Genomic DNA, 25,891 nt, shown 5'->3' on the forward strand with positions numbered 1-25,891 from the left:
CTTTGCATATATTAGCGCAATTAAAAGACTATTATGAATCAAATTAAAATTCAGATTCCTTCTCTCATTGAAAACATTCGGGTTGTAGAAAGTTTTATCGACAATTCAAAAGAAAAATTCCATATTGAAGATGACATATATGGCAATATAATGATTGCCGTCACGGAATCTGTAAACAATGCTATTCGCCATGGCAATAAGTTTGATAAAGATAAAAACGTATACTTATCACTTTTTGTAGAACCAGACGTATTGCGCTTTGAAGTAGAAGATGAAGGAAACGGATTCGATTCTGAATCCTTGACCGATCCAACTGCTCCAGAAAATTTAGAAAATCCTGGCGGTAGGGGAATATTTCTGATGAAGCATTTATGCGATGAGGTTAAGTTCACTAATGATGGACGCAATGTTCAATTGACATTTTACATTAATAATGCCTGATATATTTATTGAGTTTATATCCGAAGAAGTTGATTTTACTTTAAAGGATGTGGATAAAGTAAAAAGTTGGATCGATCAAGTTATTGTTGACCATCAATTTAGACTCGAAAACATAACGTATATATTTTGTTCTGACGAATACTTATACAACATCAATCAAACTTATTTAAATCATGATACCTTAACCGATATTATTACCTTTGACAATTCGGATGAGGAAGAAACACTAGAGAGTGATATTTTTATAAGTATTGATCGGGTAAAAGAAAACGCTTCTCAACTTAACATCTCGTTTACTGATGAACTACACCGTGTAATCATACACGGTGTTTTGCATTTAATGGGGTACGATGATAAAGAGGAAAGTAGTAAAGCAATAATGCGCCAAAAAGAAGATAAGTACTTATCTTTACGTGATTTTAGTTAACGCGGAATTTTAAGAGGTAAAAAGAGTGTTTCACGTGAAACACATTTAAGTAAATTAAGAATGTACACCGAAAATTACGATGTAATTGTAGTAGGAGCCGGTCATGCGGGTTGTGAAGCCGCCGCGGCGGCTGCGCGCATGGGGTCTAAAGTATTACTGGTAACCATGAACATGAACACTATTGCCCAAATGTCCTGCAACCCAGCTATGGGGGGAGTAGCTAAAGGCCAAATAGTGCGCGAGATAGATGCTTTAGGCGGACAAAGTGGTATTGTAACGGATAAAACCATGATCCAATTCCGAATGCTCAACCTATCAAAAGGACCAGCCATGTGGAGCCCACGCGCGCAAAGCGACCGCATGCGTTTTGCCGAAGAGTGGCGCTTAAACCTGGAACAAACTGCTAATATTGATTTTTGGCAGGAAATGGCGTCTACCATTATAGTAGAAAAAGGTAGAGCGGCAGGTATCCGGACAGCACTAGGCATAGAATTTAAATCGAAAGCTGTTATCTTGACTAACGGTACATTTCTAAATGGAGTCATCCACATAGGGGAGAAACAATTTGGTGGCGGCCGGGCGGCCGAAAGAGCGGCTACCGGAATTACCGAACAGTTACTTCAATTAGGTTTTGCAGCAGGCCGAATGAAAACCGGAACTCCTCCACGGGTAGACGGAAGGTCCTTAGATTACTCCCGAATGGAAGAACAAAAAGGAGATGAAAACCCTTCTAAATTTTCCTACACTAATACACAAGCTTTACAAAATCAGCGGAGCTGTTATATCACGTATACCAGTACCACAACGCACGAAATTTTAAAAACAGGCTTCGAAAAATCACCTATGTTCCAAGGGCGCATCCAAGGTTTAGGACCGCGCTATTGTCCATCCATCGAAGATAAAATTAATCGCTTTGCTGATAAAGATCGTCACCAAATTTTTGTGGAACCAGAAGGTTGGAGTACGGTAGAAATTTATGTCAATGGATTTTCCAGCTCCTTACCTGAGGACGTACAATTTAAAGCATTGCGCAGCATTGCCGGTTTCGAAAACGCCAAAATGTTTCGGCCAGGTTATGCCATCGAATATGATTACTTTCCGCCCACTCAGCTAAACTTAACCTTAGAAACAAAGCTGATTGAGAACTTATATTTCGCGGGACAAATAAATGGCACAACTGGTTACGAAGAAGCGGCCTGCCAGGGATTAATGGCGGGAATAAATGCGCATAACAAAATTAACGAGAAAGAACCATTTATTCTTAAACGCTCAGAAGCTTACATTGGGGTATTACTAGATGATTTAGTGAACAAAGGTACGGAAGAGCCTTACCGCATGTTTACTTCCCGCGCCGAACATCGCATTTTGCTGCGCCAAGATAATGCCGATATTCGCTTAACTAAAAAGGGTTACGAGTTAGGTTTAGCCGATGAGGAACGATTAAATAAAGTAAACCGGAAAATCAAAGAAACGAAAGAAATTATAGATTATCTAAATAATAAATCTATTGAGCCTAGCGAAATAAATGCTGTCCTGCTGGAGCTGAATTCTGCTCCGATAACAGAGAAAGCCAAAGCTGGTAGCTTGATTAAACGACCTAATGTTGACATAGCTACTATTGCAGCGGCATTGCCGGCAATAGAAACTTATTTGAGCAAATACTTACCCGATAGCATAGAGCAAGCTTCCATTGCGGTAAAATATGCTAGCTACATCGATAAGGAAAACTTAATGGCCAATAAAATGGAAGAACTGGAAAATTACGTAATTAATGAAAGACTTGACTACAAAAATATGCCCGCTTTATCAAAAGAGGCTCGTGAAAAACTGCTTAAAATAAATCCGGAAACAATTGGTCAGGCTTCTCGCATAAGCGGGGTATCGCCGGCAGATATTTCCGTTTTAATGGTGTATTTAGGTAAATAAATGAACTACGAACGTCTAGACCGCTGTCCCATTTGTAACAAAGAATTATTTAAAAATTTTTTAATTGTTAAAGATAATTCCGTCTCAAAAGAAAGTTTTGTTATAGTGCAATGCGAGAACTGCGGTTTTAAATTTACTAATCCACGACCGGACGAGAGTAGCATTGGAAATTACTATCAATCAGAAGAATACATATCTCATACGAATAAAGCTACCGGACTCACGAATAAAGCCTACAAAGTTGTCCGGACCTATACTATTAAACAAAAAGTAGATTTAATAAACCGTTTTTCTCCTAAAGATACTATCCTAGATTATGGCTGCGGAACCGGTAATTTTTTAGAGGCTTGTAAGAAAAATGGCTGGCTAGTTCAAGGCTACGAGCCTAATAATCTGGCTCGCACCCAAGCTGAAGAATTACTAAATCAAAAAATAGCTGGTGAAGCAAGTGCCCTAGAACAAATAGAAAATGAAAGTTTACAAGTAATAACTCTCTGGCATGTATTAGAGCACATTCATGCCTTAAACGAAACATTTAAGAAACTCACTCAATTAACAAAAAAAGGCGGCAATATTATAGTAGCCGTACCTAATGCAGATTCTCACGACGCACAGGTTTATAAAGAAAATTGGGCAGCTTACGATGTACCTAGACATTTATACCATTTTAATCAGGCTACAATGAAGCGCTTTTTAAAAAAGCACAAAATTGAATTATTAGAAACTATCCCGATGAAATTTGATGCTTACTACGTTAGTATGTTAAGCGAAAAATACATCTCCGGAAATAATGAATTAATTAAATCAGTACTCAACGGTTTTAAGTCAAATAGTTACGCAAGTAAAAACGCTAATGATTATTCGAGTTTAATATATGTGGGTAAGAAAAATTAAATATATTTATCATTAACTACAACTTATTAAATATCATGTTCTTACAAATATAATTGTTCGGTATATTTTCATATTTATCCACATACATCTTGGTGAAAATTCATTTAAAGTATACGTATCTATTTCTTCCTAACATTTTCTGTTTGCTGATTAGCAAAAACCTTAAGAATGCACCCATTTAAAAAAATCTGCTTTTCTTTTTTCATATTATTTATTCCGGGTTGTGCCAGTATAAGTCCGCCGGAAGGTGGCGAAAAGGATGTAAAAAGTCCAGAATTAGTCAGCAGTTCGCCCACAAACCAATCGCTCAATGTAAAGGGTAAAATAATTACCTTAAAATTTAACGAAGAAGTTCGGACGGAAGATTTTAATCGTCAGCTAATTATTTCGCCCAATGCGGAAAACACTATTAAAACAGAAGTAGACCGCGAAGAAGTTAAATTAACTTTCGAAAAGAACTTTGAGCCAAATACAACTTATTTTCTCAATTTCCGGGAAGGCATCGAAGATATAACGGAAGGCAATAAACCTAAAAATTTAACTTTAACTTTTAGTACAGGAACATTTTTAGATTCAGGCCGTGTGCAGGGAGTAGTTACAGATTTATTAACCGGTGTTCCGGCCAAAGATATAAATGTAGTTTTATACGCAGCAAACGATACCGCCACCATCCGGAACGCTAAGCCTTATTACTTAACTAAAACGGGAGAAGACGGGAGCTATTTATTGCAAAATATCAAATACGGTACTTATTTATTGTATGCCCACCAAGATAAAAACAACGATAATATCTATAATGATGAGAATGAGAAAATAGGTTATTTGGCTAACCCTATAGAAATTACAGCTCAAACTCCTGCTCAAAATCTGCAAACTATCCGGATAGATACCAAGCCGCCTTACATCACTTCTAAACAGCCTTATATAGACGAATATCATCTAATATACAATGAAGGAATAACAGGAGTAAAAGTTTCAGGTGGTAACCCTAATGATATAGCTAGCCTTATTGGTGAGAATACGAAAACTGTGCGTTTGTTCCCTTATTCTAATCAGATAAAAGGTAAATACTTTATTACTGCTTTAGATTCAGCCCAGAACGTTAAGATAGATACTTTGGATTTAGCCTTTACCGGGAAAAAAGCCAAACGAAATTTATCTTTTCAGGTATTAAACAAAAACACTAAGGTTAGAGCAAATGATACTATCCGGTTTAAGTTTGATGCTCCTTTAATCCTGAAAGAAGGTCCTCTACTCACTTTAGTGGAAGATTCCGTAACCAAAAAACCATTAAATTATCCACAAGATATCAAAATAAATAATTTCCGTAATACCTTAAGTTTTAACTTAAAAACAAAAGCGAAGAATGCTGTAGAAATACAAGTGGATACGTCAGCGATAGTACCAATTTCCGGCGATAAGTTTAAAAAGCAACAAGTTAAATTTACTATTACCGATAAGGAACAAGGAGGCAGCATTGCTTTAAAAATAAGTACTTCTAATAAAAAATATTTTCTTGAATTACTAGACAAAGATCATAAAATAGTTAAAACTTATAATTCTCCTAAAAACTTGTCCATAGAAGAATTAGAACCTAATACATACCGGATAAGGGTAAAAATAGATGAAGACGAAAATGGAGAATGGCGTACTGGAAATAAAGATTTAAAAACAATTCCAGAAAAGGTGTTTAATTACTTAAAACCTATTGAAGTACGGGTAAATTGGGTACAAGATGTGCCTATAGAATTTTAAACAAACAACTACAACTAAAAAAGCCAACTTCTTAGTTGGCTTTTTTATTAACTAATAACTTGTGGAAAAGTGAGAGTATCTTGTGATCAACTAGTATCATTTAAGGAGTACTTATTAATTGTCGGAACCCTGCATAGAGTAAAGTGGGAAAGTAAGGTTCAATCCAAAAGTTTTTTCTACTTTATTCACCTGTTTAAAACTAAAAGATTCCTTGAACTAAGAAATGGTGGAAATGTGGAAATATAAAAATATCACTTGATAATCAATTACTTATTTTCCATTCATTCGTTAATAAATTACTCTATACAGTGGAATACACCAATAACCTGTGTAAAGAATTATTTATTTAAAATTATCCACTTGTTAACAGTTCTAATGATGAAGATTTAAATATTTAAGAAAATTTTATTTTATAATAAATAGTTAATTAAAAATGTGGAAAGAAGGAAAACTTTTAAAATTCAGCTTCTTTTAAAAAAATCTCGTAAGAGAAAATCAAAATTTTTATATGCCTTTTGATTATACCCTAGCTTTTGATTCAACTAATTTTCGGAAACAACCCGAATTATACCGGGTTGGAAAAGGAGAACAGGGAGTATTATTAGTGGAGCCTTATAAATCGGAAATCCTTCCATTTTGGCGGTTTAAAACCCCTGAAATAGCACTCGAATCATCAGAAAAGATTTATTTACTTTTTCTGGGGTATTTAGAAAAAAAAGATTTTGTAGGAGCCGATATGGCCAGAAAATTTTTACAAATGGGATTTACCAGAGCCAGGCGCTACGCTAATCATAAATCCGGCAGAAAGTTTAAGTACAATCCACAAAACGAAGCGGATAAAGAATCAGAGAAAATTGCCCGTGATAAATACTTATTACCTAATGAAATAGATGAGGTAAAAGCCGCTGCTGCAGAAATATTTAAAGAAAAATGGATGCAAGCTAAACAGAACCAACATTATCAAGAGCTTATGGCAGAGCATAAACGTAAGTATGGCATATAAACAAAAGTGAAACAATTACCCAATAACAACACGAATATTTAAAATAATCTCTAATACTTAAAATATAAACGATGAAAGAGTACGAAATAGAATTGGGTAAGGGAATAAGTAATATCTACTTTGGCTTTACCATGGACCAGGTCAAAGACATTATGGGTGAGCCGGAAGAAATTGAAGAATCGGACGAAGATGATGAGTTTGAACACAAAGCCTTCAACTACTGGGAAAAAGGTTATTCATTTTTTTTCGACCGGGAAGATGATTATCGCTTGAGTTGTATTCAGACAGAAAATGACGAAGTAAGATTATTTAACACGAATGTATTTCAAAAATCTACGAAGGATATAAAAGAGTTATTGCAGCAAAAAGGCTTATCGGATTACGAGACCGAGAAGCTCGAAACGGGAGAGATTAGATGGTCTTTTGAACAAGAAATGCTGGATTTGTATTTTGAGAACGATAAATTGATAGCCATAAACTTTGGGGTGTATATTAATGATGATTTAGAAGTGCAATGGCCACAAGAAGGTTTGGTATAACAATTATATTAAAAAAGTATAAACATAAAAAAAGCCGTAATGTGAATTACGGCTTTTTTTATGTTTATAACAGTTAGCTTAAATTGCCCACCTAAATATTAAAAACAAGGTTCCTGCCAGGAACATCGACACCGGTAAGGTTAATACCCAAGCTAAAGCAATATTGCGGATAGTAGCGGGATTAAGATTACGAATGCCTTTATTGGCCACCATGCTGCCGGCAATGCCCGAAGATAGAATATGAGTGGTACTTACGGGTAACTTAAAAATAAAGGTAGAAAAGCCAATTACGCCGGCGGCCATTAATTCAGCGGAAGCCCCTTGCGCATACGTTAAATGCTCCTTACCAATTTTTTCCCCAATAGTTTTTACAATTCGCTTCCAGCCAATCATGGTACCGCAACCCAACGACATAGCAATCATTAAAATTACCCAATCCGGGGCATAATCAGTAAAAGATCGTAGGGTGCTAATGTTTTCTTTTAAAGTACTCCGGTCCAATTGGCTAAGCGCAATTCCTGGGCTAGATAGAATGTTTTCTGAACCTTTCGCTAATAATAAAATATCCCGCCTGATTAAAAAACGACTTTTCTTAGGTAATCCTTCTATCGTATTTATCGGAGCAAAAAGCGTATTTAAATCAGAGGCTCGATCCTTCATTTTAGTTACAATTTCCATATCATTTTTAGATAAAGAAGCCGTATCTATCCGATTAATAACCTGTTCTACCTGCGTGAGCGATGCTTGTATCACAATTGGATTTTTGTTACTATCCAAAGCAAAAAAAGAAGGTACTATTCCGATTAAGATTAACATCACTAATCCAACTCCTTTCTGACCATCGTTAGAGCCGTGAAAAAAAGATACCAGCGTACAAGTTAAAATTAAAATTAATCGTATCCAGAGGGGAGGGGGCTTTCGTTTGTGCGGCTGCCGGAAAATAGCCTTATTCTTAACAAACCGCTTTAAAATAAACATTAAAAAAACGGTTAAAGTAAAACCTAGAAAAGGGGAAACAATCAAGGATAAGCCCGTTTTTATGGCTTCGTCCCAGTTTACTGCGGCTCCGGAAGTATTATCAGGTAATAAAGAAAAAGCAACGCCTACGCCTAATATAGAACCAATTAAAGTATGTGAACTAGAGGAAGGTAAGCCGTAATACCAGGTACCCAAATTCCAGAGAATAGCACTCAAAAGTAAGGCTCCAATCATGGCAATACCATGGTAAATATTCTGATCAATTAAGGCTTCTACGGGAAGTAAATAAACAATTCCCATTGCTACGCCAATACCGCCGGCAAATACCCCAATAAAATTCCAGAAAGCAGACCAAACTACCGCTACCCAAGGACGTAAAGTGTTGGTATAAATAACAGTAGCAACCGCGTTGGCAGTATCATGAAAACCATTTACAAATTCAAAGGCGCAGGCTGCTAATAAACAAAGAAAAAGTAGGAGCAGAAGGTGAGTTTCTAATCCGAACATACAGGTTAGTTGAGGTTGGATAAATTGTCCGCAAAATTAAAGTAATTTGCCACGGCTTATGTTAAGGAATTGTTAAATCAAGAGAGTTCGACTTTAACTTTGCAACTAATCAGGCCTAAATTTTAAAATATTTGAATTAAAAGTACGTCATTAAATAACATTTATTCAATTTCAAAAAATTTTTCTTCCGTTTAGCTACTTTTGGCTCCGTTCTAAATCTATATATTTGTGGCTATGGCAACACAATCAGAAAAAGCTTCTTTAGAAAGTACTCAATTAAAAGATATTATTTCGCACGCCAAAGAATACGGATTTGTATTTCCCAGCAGCGAGATTTACGATGGTCTACAAGCCGTTTACGATTACGGGCAAAATGGAGTAGAATTAAAAAATAATATTAAAAATGTGTGGTGGAAATGCATGACACAGCTGAACCAGAATGTGGTAGGTATTGATGCGGCTATTTTCATGCACCCGGATACCTGGAAAGCATCGGGTCACGTGGATTCTTTTAACGATCCCATGATCGATAACAAAGATTCGAAGAAACGCTATCGCGCTGATGTTTTAATCGAGGATAAAGCTGTTGAATTAGAACTTAAAGGTGAGTTACAGCAAGCAACTTATCTTCTTCATGAAATGGCTCAGCGCCTCACCAATGAAGATTTAGATGGTGTAAGGCAATTAATAATTGATTTCAATATAACTTGCCCGGTTTCAGGAACCGCTAATTGGACCGAAGTACGCCAGTTTAATTTAATGTTTTCCACTCAAACCGGATCCGTAGCCGAAGAATCTACTACCATTTACCTGCGGCCGGAAACAGCGCAAGGTATTTTTGTGAATTTCTTGAACGTACAAAAAACTGGTAGAATGAAGATCCCTTTTGGGATTGCGCAGATTGGAAAAGCTTTCCGGAACGAAATTGTGGCTCGCCAGTTTACTTTTCGGATGCGGGAGTTTGAGCAAATGGAAATGCAGTTCTTTATTCGGCCCGGTACCGAAATGGAATGGTACGAACATTGGAAAGCCGTTCGGATTAAATGGCACCAGGCCCTAGGTATACCAGCCAAAAAGTTGCGTTTCCACGATCACGAAAAATTAGCCCATTATGCCAATGCGGCCGTTGATATTGAATTTGAGTTTCCGTTTGGTTTTAAAGAAGTAGAAGGCATTCACTCCCGTACTGATTTTGATTTGTCGCAACACCAGACTTTGTCGAAGAAAAAGCAACAGTATTTTGATAACGACTTAAATGCCGAAGGCAAACCTTATGGTAATTACGTGCCCTACGTTATTGAGACTTCAGCGGGTGCCGATCGCTTGTTTTTAATGACTTTGTGTAATGCTTACACCGAAGAAGAAGTAACGGAAGGCGATGGCGTAAAAACCCGGATTTACTTAAAATTGCATCCAGTATTAGCGCCGGTTAAAGCGGCCATTTTCCCCTTAGTGCGAAAAGACGGATTACCGGAAAAAGCGCAGCAAATTTTTGATGATTTAAAGTTTGATTTTAACATAATCTACGAAGAACGGGATGCAATTGGTAAGCGGTATACCCGTCAGGATTTGATTGGTACTCCCTTCTGCATTGCCGTAGATTACGAAACACTGGAGAATAATACTGTAACTGTTCGTGACCGGGATACCCGCGAACAAAAGCGGATGCCAATTAGCGAATTAAGAAACTACATTAACGAAGCAGTAAGTTATAAACGAATATTCGAACAGTTATAAGTAGATTGTTTATCAACACCTACAAAATATATAAGTAGGATAGCGTTTGTTTATATCCGGAAACAATAATAAATTAACAAAACAGCTTAATAATCAATTTATTCAGGCTGGGTAATTTACCGGTGAACTTACGTTATGAACGTTTACTTTGATTGGGTAGTCGTCTTTCAGATATTCTGTATTGTACAGGGAATAACAACGGGTATCTATCTTTTAATTACTAAAAATAAGCGACCAAGTCATTTTTGGCTTGGTTTGCTGCTTTTAGGAATGACCCTTCAGGTGATAGATTATTTCTTCAGTCGAACAGGAGTTTACTACCGAAACCGCTGGCTTTATTTTAGTCCCCTCTTTTTCTCCTGGAGTTTTGGTCCTTTCTTTTATTTCTATGTAAAATCTTTATTCCAAAAAAGTTTTCGGGTACCCCTTTGGCACTTTTTACCGTTTGGTTGTCAGTTACTTTTCTATTTAGTTTTAGTTTTTCAACCTTTGGCCGTTAAAGCAGATTTTTGGATTCTTATCCACAAACCTTATACCCGGTACTTGGAGTATTATGGAGCTTGCTTATCCGTTCTCTTTTATTTAACCTACAGCCTAAGCTTAATGCGAAAAAAGAACAAGGAACCTCGTTCTTTATATTACTTTTTTAATGGATTAGCTTTATTCTATGTTACTGCGATTATAGATCCAATAATTAATCATTACTACTTAGCACCGCAAGCTCCCAAATTTTACTTAACTGCCTTAGTACTTCCCATATTTATATACGGATTGGCCTTAATCAGTTTGTTTAAAAAATCAGGGGATAATATCCGGAAAAAAACTTCGGTTAAAGCTGTGGATAAAGATAAGATCAGGTTGATAGTTTGGGAAATGGAGCAAAATAAATTGTATAAAAATCCAGATTTATCCTTACCGATGTTAGCGCAACAACTAGGTTGGCACCCTAATGAGGTATCAAAGCTTATAAACGAAGGCTTAGATAAAACCTTTGCCGATTTTGTAAATGAATTTCGCCTAAATGAAGTAAAAGATCGATTGTTAAAAGGAGAAGACCAGCAATTTACCTTATTAGGTATAGCATTGGAAGCAGGATTTAATTCTAAGACTACTTTTAACCGGGTATTTAAAGAACAAACGGGTATGCCTCCTAAAGCTTATAAAAAGAGTACCCAAATTATAAAACGGAACGATACAGCTATTTCTGGAAGCTAATTTTAACAAAAAAGCTTCTCATGATGAATCGTATCTTATACAGTATCCTTTTCCTTTTAGTTTTTAATTATACTTGGGCGCAGCCTGCTTCATCGACAATAGATCGAATAAAAAAGGTAGAAAACAGTTTAACTCCCTACGTGCCAATAAAAGATTTTTCGGGTTGGAACCTGCAAGAGCGCATGCAGTTTTACCGGGTTCCGGGGCTTAGCATTGCAGTTATTCATAACTTTAAACTGGATTGGACAAAAGCGTATGGCCTAGCTGGTACTTCCCGGCAAATACCAGTAACTACTAAAACAATGTTTTCGGCAGGTTCCATTTCAAAATTAGTTACTGCTGTTGCTGCTCTAGGATTGGTGGATAAAAAGCAAATACAACTGGATCGGCCAATAAACAATTATCTAGTTTCATGGCAATTACCAGATAATGATTTTACTCATAATACACCCATTACTTTACGCCTCTTGTTAAGTCATCAAGCAGGCACTAGCCAATCATCCTATTGGGGCTTTGTACCATATAAATTACCTTCTCTAAAAATACAAGATATCTTAAATGGTGTTCCAGAAGCTGAAAGCAGACCAGTAATTGTAAATTCTAGGCCTGGTAAAGAATTTCGTTATTCGGGTGGCGGATACTTGATTGTTCAGCAAGCTATAATGGATGTTACAAAACAAGATTTTGCTGATTTTACGCAAAGAAGTATTTTCCGGAGATTAGGTATGCACCATACAACTTTTACGCAACCATTACCAGTTTCCTTCCAGAAATTAGCTTCTTGGGCTTACTCCGACAACAGTTGGTTTAAAGGAGTACCCTATGTTTATCCACAACAAGCCGCAGCAGGCTTGTACTCTACCCCAACAGATCTAGCAAAATTAATTATTGAATTACAAAAAAGTTATCATGGAAAAAGTAGATTTTTCTCCCAGACCTTAGCTAAAGAAATGTTTACTCCACAAGTAGGTGTAAGTAACGGGTTTTATAAAGAAGAGATGGGATTGGGTGCATTTCTTTTACAACGCCAAGATAACCAAAAGCTGGCCGGAGTTTATTTTGAACATACCGGCGTAAATGCCGGTTTCTTAGCTTACGTGATTGGTAATTTAACGGAAGGAAACGGGGTAGTGATAATGATGAATAAAGACGGAGCAGCCGATGAATTAGGGAAAGAGATTAGACGGGCCGTAGCTAAAGCATACCAATGGACCAATTTTTTGCCTGATGAAATAAAGCCGGTTACCTTACCAGATAAAAAGCTCGATGAATATGCAGGACGCTACCAACGTACTCCCGACGAAGTGGTAACTTTCAGAAGAGAGAACAATTATCTAATAGAAACCATTAATCAAGGAAGTCCTATTTACTGTTTTCCAGTGGCTATGGATACCATTGCTTTTAGTGATTATCCTTATAAAGGTGTTTTCCGGCGCAATGCTCAAGGTGATATAGCCGATGTGGTGATATTAGAACAACAAAAAGTATTACCGCGCTTATCAGAAAATAATCTACTCCCAAATGAACTGATGCATAGAGGCCAAATTGCGGAAGCAATTGCCGGTTATCGGAAACTAAAGTTAAACGAATACCAACTCACTTATATGGCATACGAGTTTATGCACCAGAAGCCAGCCAAATTAAAAGAAGCAGAAAGTATTCTGCACTTAGCAAATGAGCAATATCCTAAATCTGGAATTTTGCAGGCACGTTGGGGAGATTTGTATGTAATGCTAGGGAAAACAGCCGAAGCAGTTAATGCTTATCAACAAGCCTTAAAAGATAATCCGGAGGATAAGGAATTACAAGAAAAGCTAAATGCTTTAGTTATGAACAAGTAAGAACCCTTTTGTTTAACGTTAATGCTAGCCAATGGGGTTCTTATTTGAGTTTTATAAGCTGGAGAGTTGCTCAGTTATCAACTAATCTCAATTACTCCTAAAACTAATGCCAGGGCCGCTGCAACCACCGCAATGCCCAAAATGACGCCTAAAACCGGACCTATAACAGGCAGAGATAATAAGGCAACTAATAATAAAGCTGCGCCCACAATTATTAAGATTTTAGCTTCTTTCGATAAAGAGGTCTGAGGTTTATCAAACGATACCACTACTTTGTCGCCCTCTTTTTCTGCTTTAACCGAATTCTTTAAACCTTGTACCTCATTGCGCAATTCATCTACTTTCTTTTCATTGGTTTTAATAGTTACCCGGTCTCGTTTTTTGGTGGTATCTAGTATAGCTTCCAGGCGATTTTTTAACTGCTTTAACTGTTTACGAGAAGGCTTCTGAATAATCAGTTTCTCTGTTAAAGGATCTTGCGTATTCTTTTCAGTTGCACCAGTTACCTGCGATTGTAATACTGTGTTTAACTCATTAGCCGGGTCATTAAGGTTTGCTACTTGAGTTAATTCTTTATTTTTAGGCGAGTTGGTTTTGTAGGGATCTTTAAAGGCGCCGGTGCCTTTGGCAAAGCGGAAGGCTTGTGAGGTAGAGCAACTGCTACTAAATTGGCTAATAACTAATAGAGATATAATAAGTAATAAGCCGGAAGATTTTCGTGGATTCATAGTTCATGCACTTAATTAGGTTATAGCAAAAGTAATAGTTTCTGGATGCACCTAAGAAGTAAAATGCATAAAAGAACTACAGGTAATCACAGTTTTTCTTAAAAGTATGGTATAGCAAAGCTGTATAAACTCTGTAATTGCCTGTTTCTTTCTTTAAGGTTCTGTTCAAAATGTGTTTATTTTATCCGGAGGAATGAATTGTAAGTAGCTTAATTATATTTGGTTAGAATAAAGTAACAATATTGTTGTCCAAGAATTATCCCCATTATTCATTTAGTAAAACTGCATTATCGAATACTGTTTATCAAGCTACTTTTAAGAAAGAACTACATTTTATCTAGGAAGTAGTTAAAATCAACTCTACTATTTTATTACAAATGCAGGTATAATTTATACATCTTCGGTTTTATTGATTTGCTTTAGTATTTTTGCGCAAGTAAAGCTTTAAAGTAGCAAAACCACAAGGTGTTAAGTTTTTGGATTTAACCTTAAATAGTTTTACGAACTTAATTTTGTTCTTAAAGCTTTTACTAATACTTATGAACCAAGGTGTGCAGATAGGTTAAATATTAATGATCTAATCACCACATTACTAATAGTGAAGCTAATAAGGCAAATTAAAAGATATACCAGAAGATAATAAGTTAAATAATAACAGTGAAGTATAACGAGTACAAAAACCTAAACTACGCTAAGTTAGCCGAAGAAGTGCTGGCACGGTGGAATAGTAACAAGATATTTGAAAAGTCGGTGGAAACCCGGGAAGGACATCCTTCTTTTGTTTTTTACGAAGGTCCCCCTTCTGCAAACGGTACACCGGGTATTCACCACGTAATGGCCCGGGCCGTAAAAGATATCTTTTGCCGTTACAAAACTTTGAAAGGATTTCAGGTAAACCGTAAAGGAGGCTGGGATACGCACGGCTTGCCGATTGAACTTCAGGTTGAAAAAGAACTAGGTATAACTAAAGAAGATATAGGTAAGAAAATTTCTATTGAGGACTATAATGCTCGGTGCCGCGAAACCGTGATGCGTTATAAAAGTCAGTGGGATGATCTTACTCAAAAAATGGGTTATTGGGTAGACTTAGATAATCCGTATATAACCTTCGAAAACGATTATATCGAATCTATTTGGGCGCTTTTAAAGAAGCTGTACGAAAAAGGATTTTTATATAAAGGTTATACCATTCAACCGTATTCGCCCTCTGATGGTACCGGACTGAGCTCTCACGAACTAAACCAGCCCGGCTGCTATAGAGAAGTAAAAGATACGTCCATAGTTGCCCAGTTTAAAGTTATTAAAGATTCTAATTCAGAATTTCTTTTCTCTAAGCCTACTGGTGATGTCTTCATTCTTGCCTGGACAACTACTCCCTGGACCTTGCCGTCAAATACTGCTTTAGCCATAGGGGAAAAGATAGCTTATGTGCAGGTAAATACATTTAATGCCTATACGCATAAACCGGTAAGTGTGGTAATTGCCAAAGAACTGGTAGGTAAGTATTTCTCCGAAAAAAGTAAAAACTTGAAACTTGCAGATTACAAACCAGGAGATAAAGCCATTCCATTTGAGATTGTTCAGGAATTTACAGGTAAGCAATTAGTAGGTATCCGGTACGAACAACTAATGCCTTACCTGCAACCATTCTACGATGCCGATAAAGCATTCCAGGTAGTGGCGGGAGATTTTGTTACTACCTCCGACGGAACCGGCGTGGTGCATACGTCACCTACTTTTGGAGCGGATGACTTTCGCGTAGCCAAACAACACGGTATTCCGGCCTTAACTATAAAAGATGAAACCGGTAATGAGCTACCTACTGTAGATAGAAGAGGAAAATTCATTAATGAAATTGGCGTAAAGCTCCTGGAAGGTGTTGATAAATATAAAATCAAAACGCATAAAGCCCTTGGCCCAGATGACTTTTATGTGAAGAATTATACTAATGAAGATGAAAGTAATCCGGATTATAAAACAACAGATATTATTATCTCAATCATTTTAAAAGAAGAAAATAAAGCCTTTAAGGTTGAAAAATACGAGCATACCTATCCACATTCGTGGCGAACAGATAAACCGGTTTTATATTATCCATTAGATGCTTGGTTCATTAAAACTACAGCCGTAAAAAGTAGATTAGTTGAACTGAATAAAACCATAAATTGGAAACCGGAATCTACGGGTACAGGCCGCTTCGGTAATTGGCTCGAAAACCTGGTTGACTGGAATCTTTCCCGTTCCCGGTATTGGGGTACGCCCTTACCAATCTGGCGAACCGAAGATGGTACTGAGGAAATTTGCATTGGCTCCGTAGCTGAATTGCAAGCTGAAGTAGATAAGGCTGTTGCTGCTGGAATAATGGAAGCTACTGTAATTTCGGAAATGGATTTGCATCGGCCGTATGTGGATAACATTCGTTTGGTAGCGCCATCGGGCAAAGTAATGTACCGGGAACCAGACTTAATCGACGTTTGGTTCGATTCGGGAGCTATGCCTTATGCCCAGTGGCATTACCCATTAGAGAACAAAGAGATATTCCAGAAAAACTTCCCCGCCGATTTTATTGCGGAAGGAGTAGACCAGACGCGCGGTTGGTTCTTTACTTTACACGCCATTGCGGTTATGTTGGAAGATAACGTGGCGTTTAAAAATGTAATGGCCAATGGGTTAGTTCTTGATAAAAACGGCAATAAAATGAGCAAGCGCTTAGGCAATGCCGTGGATCCGTTCGAAACCATTAAAACCTACGGACCGGATGCGACACGTTGGTACATGATTTCGAATGCGCCGCCTTGGGATAACCTGAAATTTAATACCGACGGCATCGTAGAGGTACAGCGCCGGTTCTTCGGGACTTTACAGAATACCTATTCGTTCTTTGCGCTTTACGCAAACCTCGACAATTTCACGTATGCCGAAGCAGAAGTATCTTTAGAGAATCGGACGGAAAGCGATCGGTGGATAATCTCAAAATTAAATTCGTTGTTAACATTGGTAGATGCGGCTTACGCCGATTATGACCCAACGAAAGCTACCCGTGCTATTCAGGATTTTGTAAGCGATGATTTAAGTAACTGGTACGTGCGCCTGAACCGTAAGCGGTTCTGGAAAGGAGAGTACAACCAAGATAAAGTAGCGGCTTACCAAACGCTCTATACGTGTCTGGAAACAATAGCTTTATTAGCTGCCCCAGTTGCCCCTTTCTACATGGATCAGCTCTTCTTAGATTTGAACCGGGTATCTGGTAAGAATCAAGTAGAGTCGGTGCATTTAGCGGATTATCCCCAGGTGAGTGAATCAGCAATCGATGCCGAATTGGAAGAAAGAATGGCTTTAGCGCAAACTATATCGTCGCTGGTGCACTCGCTCCGGAAGAAAGAAAGCATGAAAGTACGGCAACCTTTATCGCGTATTTTAATACCGGTGCTTAACGGGAAAACAAAGACGCAAATAGAAGCCGTAGCCGATTTAATTTTATCGGAGGTAAACGTGAAAGCTATTGAATACATTGATGATACATCCGGTATATTGGTAAAGAAAATTAAACCTAATTTTAAAAAGCTAGGTCAGATTTTCGGTCCGCGCCTGAAAGAAGTAGCGGCCGCTATTCAGAAGATGAACCAGGATGAAATTAACAAGCTGGAAAAAGAAAATGGTTTTGAAATTCTGTTGGGCAATGATACGGTAATAATTACCTCGGACGATGTAGAAATTTCTTCCGAAGACATTCCGGGTTGGCTGGTAGCATCCGAAGGTAAATTAACGGTGGCTTTAGATATTACACTTACCGAAGCTTTAAAGCAGGAAGGTATTGCCCGTGATCTGGTAAACCGTATTCAAAACCTGCGGAAAGATAGCGGGTTAGATGTACAGGATCGTATCCGGATTTCGTTACAAAATAATAATGCCGAAGTGAATGCCGCTGTACAAGCTTTTGAGAAATACATCAGCGAAGAAACTCAGGCTACGGATGTGCAATTAACCGAAATAATAGCCGATGGTACGGCTCTGGAAATTGACGAATTTACCCTTACTGCCAAGCTGGAAGTAGTTTAAAAGTAGGTAATTTTTTGATAATTAATTGCTTTGGGAATTATGTAAGAGTAAAATTGTTTAAGTTTAATAATTGAACTTGTTTATCTAACTCCCAAACGTTTATAGTAAAAGTTTGTAGATGAAATATTATAAATATTACCTGCTTAGCCTTGTTGTTATCCTTATTGATCAAATTGTAAAATTTGTGGTCCATTTTAATATGGATATGGGATTACCCGGCGAGATTCATTTAATTGGCGAGTGGGCAAAGCTGCATTATACTCTTAACCCAGGAATGGCCTTTGGCGTGGAGTTAGGTTCTAGTTACGGTAAATTAATTTTAAGTTTGTTCCGGATGGTAGCCATGGTGTTCATTGGTTACGGCCTATATTATCTGTGGAAACATCGGGCGCATTCGGGTTTTATCTGGTGCGTAGCCTTAATTTTAGGCGGGGCCATTGGTAACCTGATTGATAGTATCTTCTACGGAATTTGGTTTGATAACGCTCCGTTTGGTTCGCCAACCCCTTGGTTTCACGGTCAGGTAGTAGATATGTTTTATCTGGATATTTGGGAAGGTATCATTCCGTATTGGGTTCCCGTATTAGGCGGTCAAGCTATGTCGTTGTGGCCAATTTTTAACGTCGCTGATTCGGCTATTTTTATTGGCGTCTTGATTATTTTGTTTAATCAGAAACGCTTCTTTTCCAGTTTACCGGATAGAAGGATATTATCAGGAAGTCCGGAAGAAACCCCAGCTGATAACCAACCAGAAACCACGAATGCTAAATTAGAAGCATAAAATTTAAATTACTTTAAAACAAAGAAGCCCTGCTATTTAGTAGGGCTTCTTTGTTTTAAAGTAATTCGTCTTTCCTTTCAAAATGAAACTCCGAAATCTTCCCGGTAGAATTTCATTCGTTATCTTAAGTGAATTTACTATTTTCATCATCAGAATTAGCAATATCCGAAAAGTGCTTAATGGGAGTTAGAAATTATCTATAACAGAACGCTCTTCAAACGATTAGCATTTGAAAGAGTAAATTAAATAGACTTTTAGACCAAGATTTAGCTACTTGCCATACAAAAATTTAACTTGCTTCAATGCCAGAAACCTCCTTATTAAAAATTAACCATCTGCAAACTGAATTTAGCTCGCCCCGGGGTAGCGCAAAAGCGGTGGATGGTATTTCCTTCGATTTACTTTCCGGGGAAACTATTGCCATTGTGGGTGAATCTGGTTCGGGTAAATCCGTCACGGCTTTATCTATTTTACGACTTATCAACAGTCCTCCCGGGAAAATTAGTGGGGGCGAAATTATTTATCAGTCACGCCAGTTTGGGCAGGTAAATTTACTGGAATTGCCCGAGAAGCAAATTCAAAAGATAAGGGGTAACGAAATTTCCATGATTTTTCAGGAACCGATGACTTCCTTAAACCCAGTTTATACCTGTGGCTTTCAGGTGAGAGAAGTTCTGGAATTGCATAAAGGTTTGTCTAAAAAACAAGCAACCGAAAAGACCTTAGAACTTTTCGAGTTAGTTAAACTTCCTCGTCCGGCTAAAATTTTAAAAGCCTATCCGCACGAAATATCCGGGGGACAGAAGCAAAGGGTAATGATTGCCATGGCTATGGCTTGTAATCCGGCTATTCTTATTGCCGATGAGCCCACCACCGCTTTAGACGTAACAGTGCAGGCCCGCGTTCTAGACTTATTAAATGATTTGCGGATGCAGCACCGAACATCTATTCTGTTTATAACGCACGATTTAGGCGTAGTAGCCGAGATTGCCGATCGGGTTCTGGTAATGTACAAGGGGAAAATAGTAGAACAAGGTTCGGTTTTACAAATATTCAGTAATCCACAGCATCCTTATACCAAAGGCTTATTGGCCTGCCGGCCAGCCTTATCTTTTGGCAGAAAATGGTTACCAACGGTAGCAGATTTCATGCAGGTAGAACCAGACGGAACCATGACCGAAAAGCAATTGCTTCCTGAGAATAAAGCTGCTTTTAACGTAAATGCAGCAACTAACCAAATACGAAGAAATGAAGTCCTAAACAATACCCCTTTGTTAATTGTCAAAAACGTAGAAGTACACTTTCCGGTCCGGAAACCTTTGTTTTCCCGTTCACAGGAGGTAATTAAAGCGGTGGATGGCGTGAGTTTTGAAATTTACCCAGGTGAAACAATTGCTTTAGTGGGAGAATCAGGTTGTGGAAAAACTACCTTGGGGCGGACAATTTTGAAAATGGTGAAGCCTACGAGTGGGCAGATTATTTTTAATAACGTAAATGTCGCCAGTTTATCTGGGAAAGAGTTGCGCCAGGAACGCCGTAAATTACAAATGATTTTTCAGGACCCGTACGCTTCTTTAAATCCAATGCACACTATTGGAGAAGCCATAATGGAACCTATGCGCGTACATAATGTTTATAATACAGAAGCAGAAAGAAAAGAACGCGTAGTAGAACTGCTTCAAACTGTGAACTTAAGCGCGGAGCATTACTCCCGTTATCCACACGAATTTTCCGGTGGGCAGCGACAACGAATTTCCATTGCCCGAGCGTTAGCATTACAACCGCAATGCATCATTTGTGATGAATCTGTTTCGGCTTTAGATGTTTCGGTGCAAGCTCAGGTACTTAATCTGTTAAATAAATTAAAGAACGACTTCGGGATTACTTACCTGTTCATCACCCACGATTTAGCTGTGGCTCGCTTTATGGCCGATCGTATATTTGTGATGAGTGAAGGGAAAATAGTAGAAAGCGGCCCTGCTGAGCAAATTTATAGCCATCCGCAGCACGATTATACCCGCACGCTTATCCAGGCAATTCCAACCGGTGATATACAAGATATTGTGGCGGCCCAACAAAAGCGGGCGCTCCAAATAGCGGCCAAAGCTTTATAATTAAACAAACCTGGTACTTTGGTAGTATATCTTCGGGATTACCTGTAACAAATTTTAAAAATTTTAAAACAAGCTGAATTTTAGTAAACTCCTTAGTTACTTATTAGTAAGTAATTAAATGTGCAAGTGTTACTATTTTGGCTTAGATTTCTTCATTAATACAAATACATGCGAAATAAAGAAAAAGCAACATCCACCCGTGGTAGCAATCGTGCGGAAAAAGCAGGAACCAGCAAAGCACGGGGACAAGAACTAGCGGTAACTAAATCCAGATTATTTAAAATATTTGCGGGTAATCCGGATAAAGTATTTGGCTATAAACAATTATCACGACGGTTAGGCGTAAACGACAAAGCCGGCCGCGATTTAATTAACGAGTATTTAAAGCAACTCCGGAAAGAAGGTAAGCTTACGTTACTCGAAGGCAATAATTACGTTTTAAACAGTACTTCTACTTATATAACGGGCATCGTTGATTTAGCTAATCCAAAATACGCGTACATCGTTTCCGATGAAACCGAAGAAGATGTGCGGGTATTCAGTGAAAAACTGATGTTTGCTATGGGGGGCGATCGCGTAAAAGTAAGACTTTATTCTTCGGGCGGCGACCGTCCGGAAGGCGAAGTAGTAGAAATTATAGAACGGGCGAAAGATGAAATTGTGGGTAAAGTAGAGCTTTCTAAAAACTTTGCTTTTATAGTCCCCGATTTTAAAAAGCTTTACTTTGATGTATTTGTAGGCGAGAATGACCTGTTAAATGCAAATAATGGGGACAAAGTATTAGTAAAAATAACCGAATGGCCTACTTCCAGCAATAAAAGCCCCATTGGTAAAGTAGTGCGGGTATTTGGCCCGGCCGGCGAGAACGAGGCAGAAATTAACTCTATAATGGCCGAGTTCGGTTTGCCCTTTGAGTTTCCCGAAAATGTAGAAAAAGAAGCGGAAGCTATTCCGGTTGTTATTCCGGAAGAAGAAATTGCCCAACGGCGTGATTTCCGGAGTATTACCACCTTTACCATTGACCCGCTCGACGCGAAGGATTTTGACGATGCCTTATCTATTCAGCAACTCGAAAATGGCCATTGGGAAATTGGCGTGCACATTGCCGATGTAACCCATTACATTCAGGAAAAATCAGCATTAGAGCGCGAAGCATATCACCGGGCTACTTCCGTTTATTTAGTAGATCGGACCATTCCGATGCTGCCCGAAAAATTATCGAATGGTTTGTGTTCGCTACGGCCGCACGAAGAAAAACTCACTTTTTCGGCGGTGTTTGAGCTCGATGAAACCGGTAAATTATATGACCAGTGGATTGGTAAAACCATTATTTACTCTGACCGGCGGTTTACTTACGAAGAAGCTCAGCAACGCATAGAAACCGGCGAAGGCGATTTTGCTTCGGAAATATTAACGCTAAACAAAATTGCGCACGAGTTAAAAGATAAGCGCTTTAAAAATGGTGCTATTAGTTTTGAGACGGTAGAAGTAAAATTTAAGCTCGACGAACAAGGCAAGCCCGTATCGGTATTTATAAAAGAACGGAAAGATGCCCATAAACTCATTGAAGAGTTTATGTTGCTGGCTAACCGTAAAGTGGCGGAGTTTGTGTTTAACCTGAAGAAAACCAAAGTCCGGAATACTATGGTTTACCGCACGCACGATGCTCCTGACCCGGACAAGCTGACCAACTTTTCGATATTTGCCAAGCGTTTCGGATATAATTTAACGGTGGATAACATTGATAAAATTTCGAATGAGTTAAATAAATTAGCTGAGCAAACCGAAGGAAAACCAGAACAAAACGTCCTGCAAAATTTGGCTATTCGCACCATGGCCAAGGCTAAATATACTACGGAGCCTTTAGGTCACTTTGGTTTAGGTTTTAGCCATTATTCACATTTTACTTCGCCTATTCGCCGGTACCCGGATATGATGGCGCACCGGTTAATCTTCCATTACTTAAACGGGGGCAAATCACAAAATAAAGAAGAGTACGAAGAAAGATGTAAATATTCTTCCGAAATGGAAAAACGGGCGGCAGATGCGGAACGGGCTTCCATTAAATACAAGCAAGTAGAATTTATGCAGGATACCATTGGTCAACAGTTTAAAGGAATTATTTCCGGAGTAACGGAGTGGGGCTTATACGTGGAGATTCAGGAGAATAAATGCGAAGGCATGGTACGGTTAAGCGACATGGACGATGATTATTATGAATTGGATGCGCAAAATTACCGCATTATTGGCCGGCGCAGTAAACGGATAATTTCTTTTGGGGATGAAGTAATGGTAGAAGTAAAAGGTGTAAATTTGAACGACCGTACCATCGATTTGCTCCTGGCTAAGGAACAGAAAGAGGAAAAGAAGACTAACCGGAGTAAGAAATCGGAAACTACTTCTAAAAAAGAAAAAACAGAGGGCCGTAACATTAAAGATTTTTACGGTTTCGACGAATAAAACGTAAGAACTTTGAACCAGCCATTGCAGCACCCATTACCGGCGGATATCGCCGACTTTTCTCTAAAAATAAATCAAACGATATCCACCCTCTCTTTTGGGGATAACCCAACGGAATTATACGAGCCTATCCGGTACATTATGCGTCTGGGCGGGAAACGCATCCGGCCTTTGCTTACTTTGCTCGCCGCGCAATTATTTGGTGATGCATTAGAACACGTACTTTTGCCAGCCATTGGTACCGAAGTTTTCCACAATTTTTCGCTTCTCCACGACGACATTATGGATAAAGCTCCGCTCCGGCGGGGCAAACCTACCGTACACGAAAAGTGGAACCAGAACATTGCTATTTTAAGCGGCGACGTCATGTTAGTACGGGCCTACGAGTTTTTCCTGGGAGTTGAAACGAGTAAGTTACGTAAAGTACTCACTCTATTTAGCCATACAGCCGCTCAGGTTTGCGAAGGGCAACAGTTCGACATGAATTTTGAGAGCAGTCAGGAAGTGAGTATCCCCGATTACCTGCACATGATTACCCTTAAAACTGCCGTTCTTCTGGGTTTTAGTCTGGAACTGGGGCTATTTTAAATAATGCCTCAGATAACGATGCTTTGTTATTGAAAAACTTTGGAATTAATATTGGCATTGCTTTTCAGTTACGCGATGACTTGCTGGATGTATACGGCGACCGGGAAAAATTTGGCAAGCAAGTAGGAGGGGATATTTTAGCCGATAAAAAAACCTTTTTGCTATTAACAGCTTGGGAACAAGCTACTCCGGCGCAAAAAGAAGTGCTTTCTAAATATAAAAACCAAGCGGTTTACCTGCCCGAACAGAAAATTGCTGAAGTAACGGCTATCTATGATCAACTTCAGGTAAAAGCGCAAACGCAGGAGAAAATAAACTTTTACTTTGAAGAAGCGATGCAAAGTTTACACGCCGTAAAAGCGCCTAACGAACGCAAAGAATTATTAGAAAATCTAGCCTTAGATTTAATGGCGCGAGAAAGCTGAATCATGTACCATTTATCAATTACTAGTTACCAGTTACCAAAAGCAATTATTAACCACTCAACAATTAAATCATGAGTATTACTCTGATTCTTATTATTCTAACTTCCGGAATTTCTATTTATGCCTGGTCGCATCCGAATTTATTGGATAGATGGATTTTTCATCCGTTTAGCGTTAACAAGAAGAATCAATGGTACCGGTTTGTTACTTCTGGCTTTCTGCACGCCGACTGGACGCATTTGTTCTTTAACATGCTTTCGCTGTATTTTTTCGGTGGAGTAGTAGAGCGGGTGTTTATGTCTAATTTTGGTTATGAAATGGGTATTGCGCTCTACTTGCTCATTTATCTGGGAGGGATGATTGTTGCCGATGTACCTACTTACATGAAGCACAAAAAAGACGTTGATTACCGGGCTTTAGGTGCTTCCGGAGCAGTTTCGGCGGTTATATTTTCGGGTATTTTATTTAACCCTTTAAACAGCATTTGTTTGTTTGCTTTTATTTGTATGCCAGGGTTCATTTTTGGCTTGCTTTATCTTATCTATTCGTACTACGAAGCCCAACGCATGGGAGGAGCTATTAACCATAGTGCTCATTTTTACGGAGCTATTTTTGGGTTTGTACTTAGCTTTTTATTAGTAGATGGCGCCGGCCTTAACTTTATTGAGCAAATTAGAGGTTGGCGTATCTTTTAAGCCGAATGTATCAGTAATATAGGCATACTAAATTAACTAATTTTCCTTTCTCCACCTTACTCATTTACTATTTACTAAAATGTAAACCTTTAGCTAGGTGGGATTGCCATTCAGCCGGATGGTAAAAATTTATCTTCCATAAGTTGCTAAATTGTTAGTTTCTTACTGCCTGATTCTTCTAAAGAACCGTATAAACTATACTATAGATTTGCGCCTTTTTTACGTCATATGCCCCTATGAAACGTTGGGTTGGCTTGTTGACCATCTATCTGTTCACGCTAAATTTTAGCGGAGGCATTGTATTAGCTCAACTCTTATCAACAAGTAGTTCTTTATTCGTTAACAATCAAACAAACATTACTTTAGCCGATGCAATTGCTCTATCCAGCGAGCGGCCTATTTTACTGGAATTAACATTTCAAGCGGATGTTTTAACTACTTTATCCGAAAAGGAAGTATATACTTTTTTTGCTCCCTCCGAAGAAGCTTTACAAGAACTGCAGTACGAAAACGCGCAAAAACTTAGAGCCATACTTCTGCACCACATTGTTCCCGGTAAGTATCTGTTAACTGATTTAAAAGACAGCCTTACCTTACCTACTTTGGCGGGCGATAGCCTTACGGTTTTTAGAAAAAAGCGAGAAGTTTTAGTGGATAGTGTACCGGTTAACCGTACGAATGAAATGGCCAAGAATGGCGTTATTCATTCTATTGCCGATATTCTGCAGCCTAAAAATTTAGAGTAGTTAACTTTAAAATTAAGGTTTACTAAAAAGGC

The 25,891-nt window shown here is 38.3% G+C and carries 18 protein-coding genes and 1 pseudogene; 17 read left to right on the top strand and 2 right to left on the bottom strand.

The features are described from left to right. Nucleotides 1-33: 33 nt before the first annotated feature. The 7 genes from AHMF7605_RS18220 (at nt 34) to AHMF7605_RS18250 (ending at nt 6,985) form a co-directional block, all read left to right on the top strand. Complete coding sequence (locus tag AHMF7605_RS18220) at nt 34-441, top strand: ATP-binding protein (RefSeq protein WP_106931478.1); 408 nt, start codon at nt 34-36, stop codon at nt 439-441. After that, nucleotides 434-868, top strand: a complete 435-nt coding sequence (gene ybeY / locus AHMF7605_RS18225) for an rRNA maturation RNase YbeY (RefSeq protein WP_106931479.1) — start codon at nt 434-436, stop codon at nt 866-868. The genes AHMF7605_RS18220 and ybeY overlap by 8 nt, the downstream gene beginning before the upstream one ends. A 60-nt stretch (nt 869-928) precedes the next feature. Next, a complete protein-coding gene (gene mnmG, locus AHMF7605_RS18230; RefSeq protein ID WP_106931480.1) occupies nt 929-2,794 on the top strand; it encodes a tRNA uridine-5-carboxymethylaminomethyl(34) synthesis enzyme MnmG in 1,866 nt (621 codons plus the stop codon). Continuing rightward, nucleotides 2,795-3,688, top strand: a complete 894-nt coding sequence (locus tag AHMF7605_RS18235) for a class I SAM-dependent methyltransferase (protein ID WP_106931481.1) — start codon at nt 2,795-2,797, stop codon at nt 3,686-3,688. 168 nt (nt 3,689-3,856) lie between these two features. Then, nucleotides 3,857-5,443, top strand: a complete 1,587-nt coding sequence (locus AHMF7605_RS18240) for an Ig-like domain-containing domain (protein ID WP_106931482.1) — start codon at nt 3,857-3,859, stop codon at nt 5,441-5,443. A 508-nt stretch (nt 5,444-5,951) separates the two neighbouring features. Further along, nucleotides 5,952-6,446, top strand: a complete 495-nt coding sequence (locus tag AHMF7605_RS18245) for a DUF4385 domain-containing protein (protein WP_106931483.1) — start codon at nt 5,952-5,954, stop codon at nt 6,444-6,446. 71 nt (nt 6,447-6,517) lie between these two features. Further along, nucleotides 6,518-6,985, top strand: a complete 468-nt coding sequence (locus tag AHMF7605_RS18250; RefSeq protein ID WP_106931484.1) for a hypothetical protein — start codon at nt 6,518-6,520, stop codon at nt 6,983-6,985. A 78-nt stretch (nt 6,986-7,063) separates the two neighbouring features. Here the strand turns inward: AHMF7605_RS18250 and AHMF7605_RS18255 are convergent, their stop codons facing one another. Beyond that, nucleotides 7,064-8,470, bottom strand: a complete 1,407-nt coding sequence (locus tag AHMF7605_RS18255) for an inorganic phosphate transporter (RefSeq protein WP_106931485.1) — start codon at nt 8,468-8,470, stop codon at nt 7,064-7,066. A gap of 234 nt (nt 8,471-8,704) precedes the next feature. Here AHMF7605_RS18255 and AHMF7605_RS18260 point away from each other — a divergent pair, with 234 nt between their 5' ends. The 3 genes from AHMF7605_RS18260 to AHMF7605_RS18270 all read left to right on the top strand — a co-directional run bounded on the left by AHMF7605_RS18260 (nt 8,705) and on the right by AHMF7605_RS18270 (nt 13,263). Next, entirely contained in the window at nt 8,705-10,207 is a 1,503-nt protein-coding gene (locus tag AHMF7605_RS18260; RefSeq protein WP_106931486.1) for a glycine--tRNA ligase, read from the top strand. 771 nt (nt 10,208-10,978) lie between these two features. Then, nucleotides 10,979-11,422, top strand: a complete 444-nt coding sequence (locus tag AHMF7605_RS29845) for a helix-turn-helix domain-containing protein (protein ID WP_158267557.1) — start codon at nt 10,979-10,981, stop codon at nt 11,420-11,422. Between the two features lie 182 nt (nt 11,423-11,604). Continuing rightward, nucleotides 11,605-13,263: a serine hydrolase gene (locus AHMF7605_RS18270; RefSeq protein ID WP_233219313.1), complete on the top strand. Its 1,659-nt coding sequence runs from the start codon at nt 11,605-11,607 to the stop codon at nt 13,261-13,263. 77 nt (nt 13,264-13,340) lie between these two features. On the opposite strand, the gene AHMF7605_RS18275 is transcribed toward AHMF7605_RS18270, so the two are convergent. Continuing rightward, on the bottom strand, nt 13,341-13,991 hold the full coding sequence (locus AHMF7605_RS18275; protein WP_106931489.1) for a hypothetical protein: 651 nt from the start codon (nt 13,989-13,991) through the stop codon (nt 13,341-13,343). Between the two features lie 657 nt (nt 13,992-14,648). On the opposite strand from AHMF7605_RS18275, the gene ileS reads away from it, so the two are divergent. From ileS to AHMF7605_RS18310, 7 genes and pseudogenes are all read left to right on the top strand, one after another. Next, entirely contained in the window at nt 14,649-18,050 is a 3,402-nt protein-coding gene (gene ileS / locus AHMF7605_RS18280; protein WP_106931490.1) for an isoleucine--tRNA ligase, read from the top strand. A gap of 118 nt (nt 18,051-18,168) precedes the next feature. Then, nucleotides 18,169-18,831, top strand: coding sequence for a lipoprotein signal peptidase (locus tag AHMF7605_RS18285; RefSeq protein ID WP_106931491.1), 663 nt, complete (start codon nt 18,169-18,171; stop codon nt 18,829-18,831). A 302-nt stretch (nt 18,832-19,133) separates the two neighbouring features. Further along, on the top strand, nt 19,134-20,945 hold the full coding sequence (locus AHMF7605_RS18290; RefSeq protein WP_106931492.1) for an ABC transporter ATP-binding protein: 1,812 nt from the start codon (nt 19,134-19,136) through the stop codon (nt 20,943-20,945). Nucleotides 20,946-21,113: 168 nt separating this feature from the next. Beyond that, nucleotides 21,114-23,405: a ribonuclease R gene (gene rnr / locus AHMF7605_RS18295; RefSeq protein WP_106931493.1), complete on the top strand. Its 2,292-nt coding sequence runs from the start codon at nt 21,114-21,116 to the stop codon at nt 23,403-23,405. 24 nt (nt 23,406-23,429) lie between these two features. Beyond that, nucleotides 23,430-24,418, top strand: a pseudogene (locus AHMF7605_RS18300) (polyprenyl synthetase family protein). A gap of 71 nt (nt 24,419-24,489) precedes the next feature. Continuing rightward, the gene (locus AHMF7605_RS18305) at nt 24,490-25,113 is read left to right on the top strand and encodes a rhomboid family intramembrane serine protease (RefSeq protein WP_106931494.1); all 624 of its coding nucleotides are present in this window, start codon (nt 24,490-24,492) and stop codon (nt 25,111-25,113) included. Nucleotides 25,114-25,349: 236 nt separating this feature from the next. Continuing rightward, a complete protein-coding gene (locus tag AHMF7605_RS18310) occupies nt 25,350-25,859 on the top strand; it encodes a fasciclin domain-containing protein (protein WP_106931495.1) in 510 nt (169 codons plus the stop codon). Nucleotides 25,860-25,891 lie beyond the last annotated feature (32 nt).

Source organism: Adhaeribacter arboris (assembly GCF_003023845.1).
Classification (GTDB): domain Bacteria; phylum Bacteroidota; class Bacteroidia; order Cytophagales; family Hymenobacteraceae; genus Adhaeribacter; species Adhaeribacter arboris.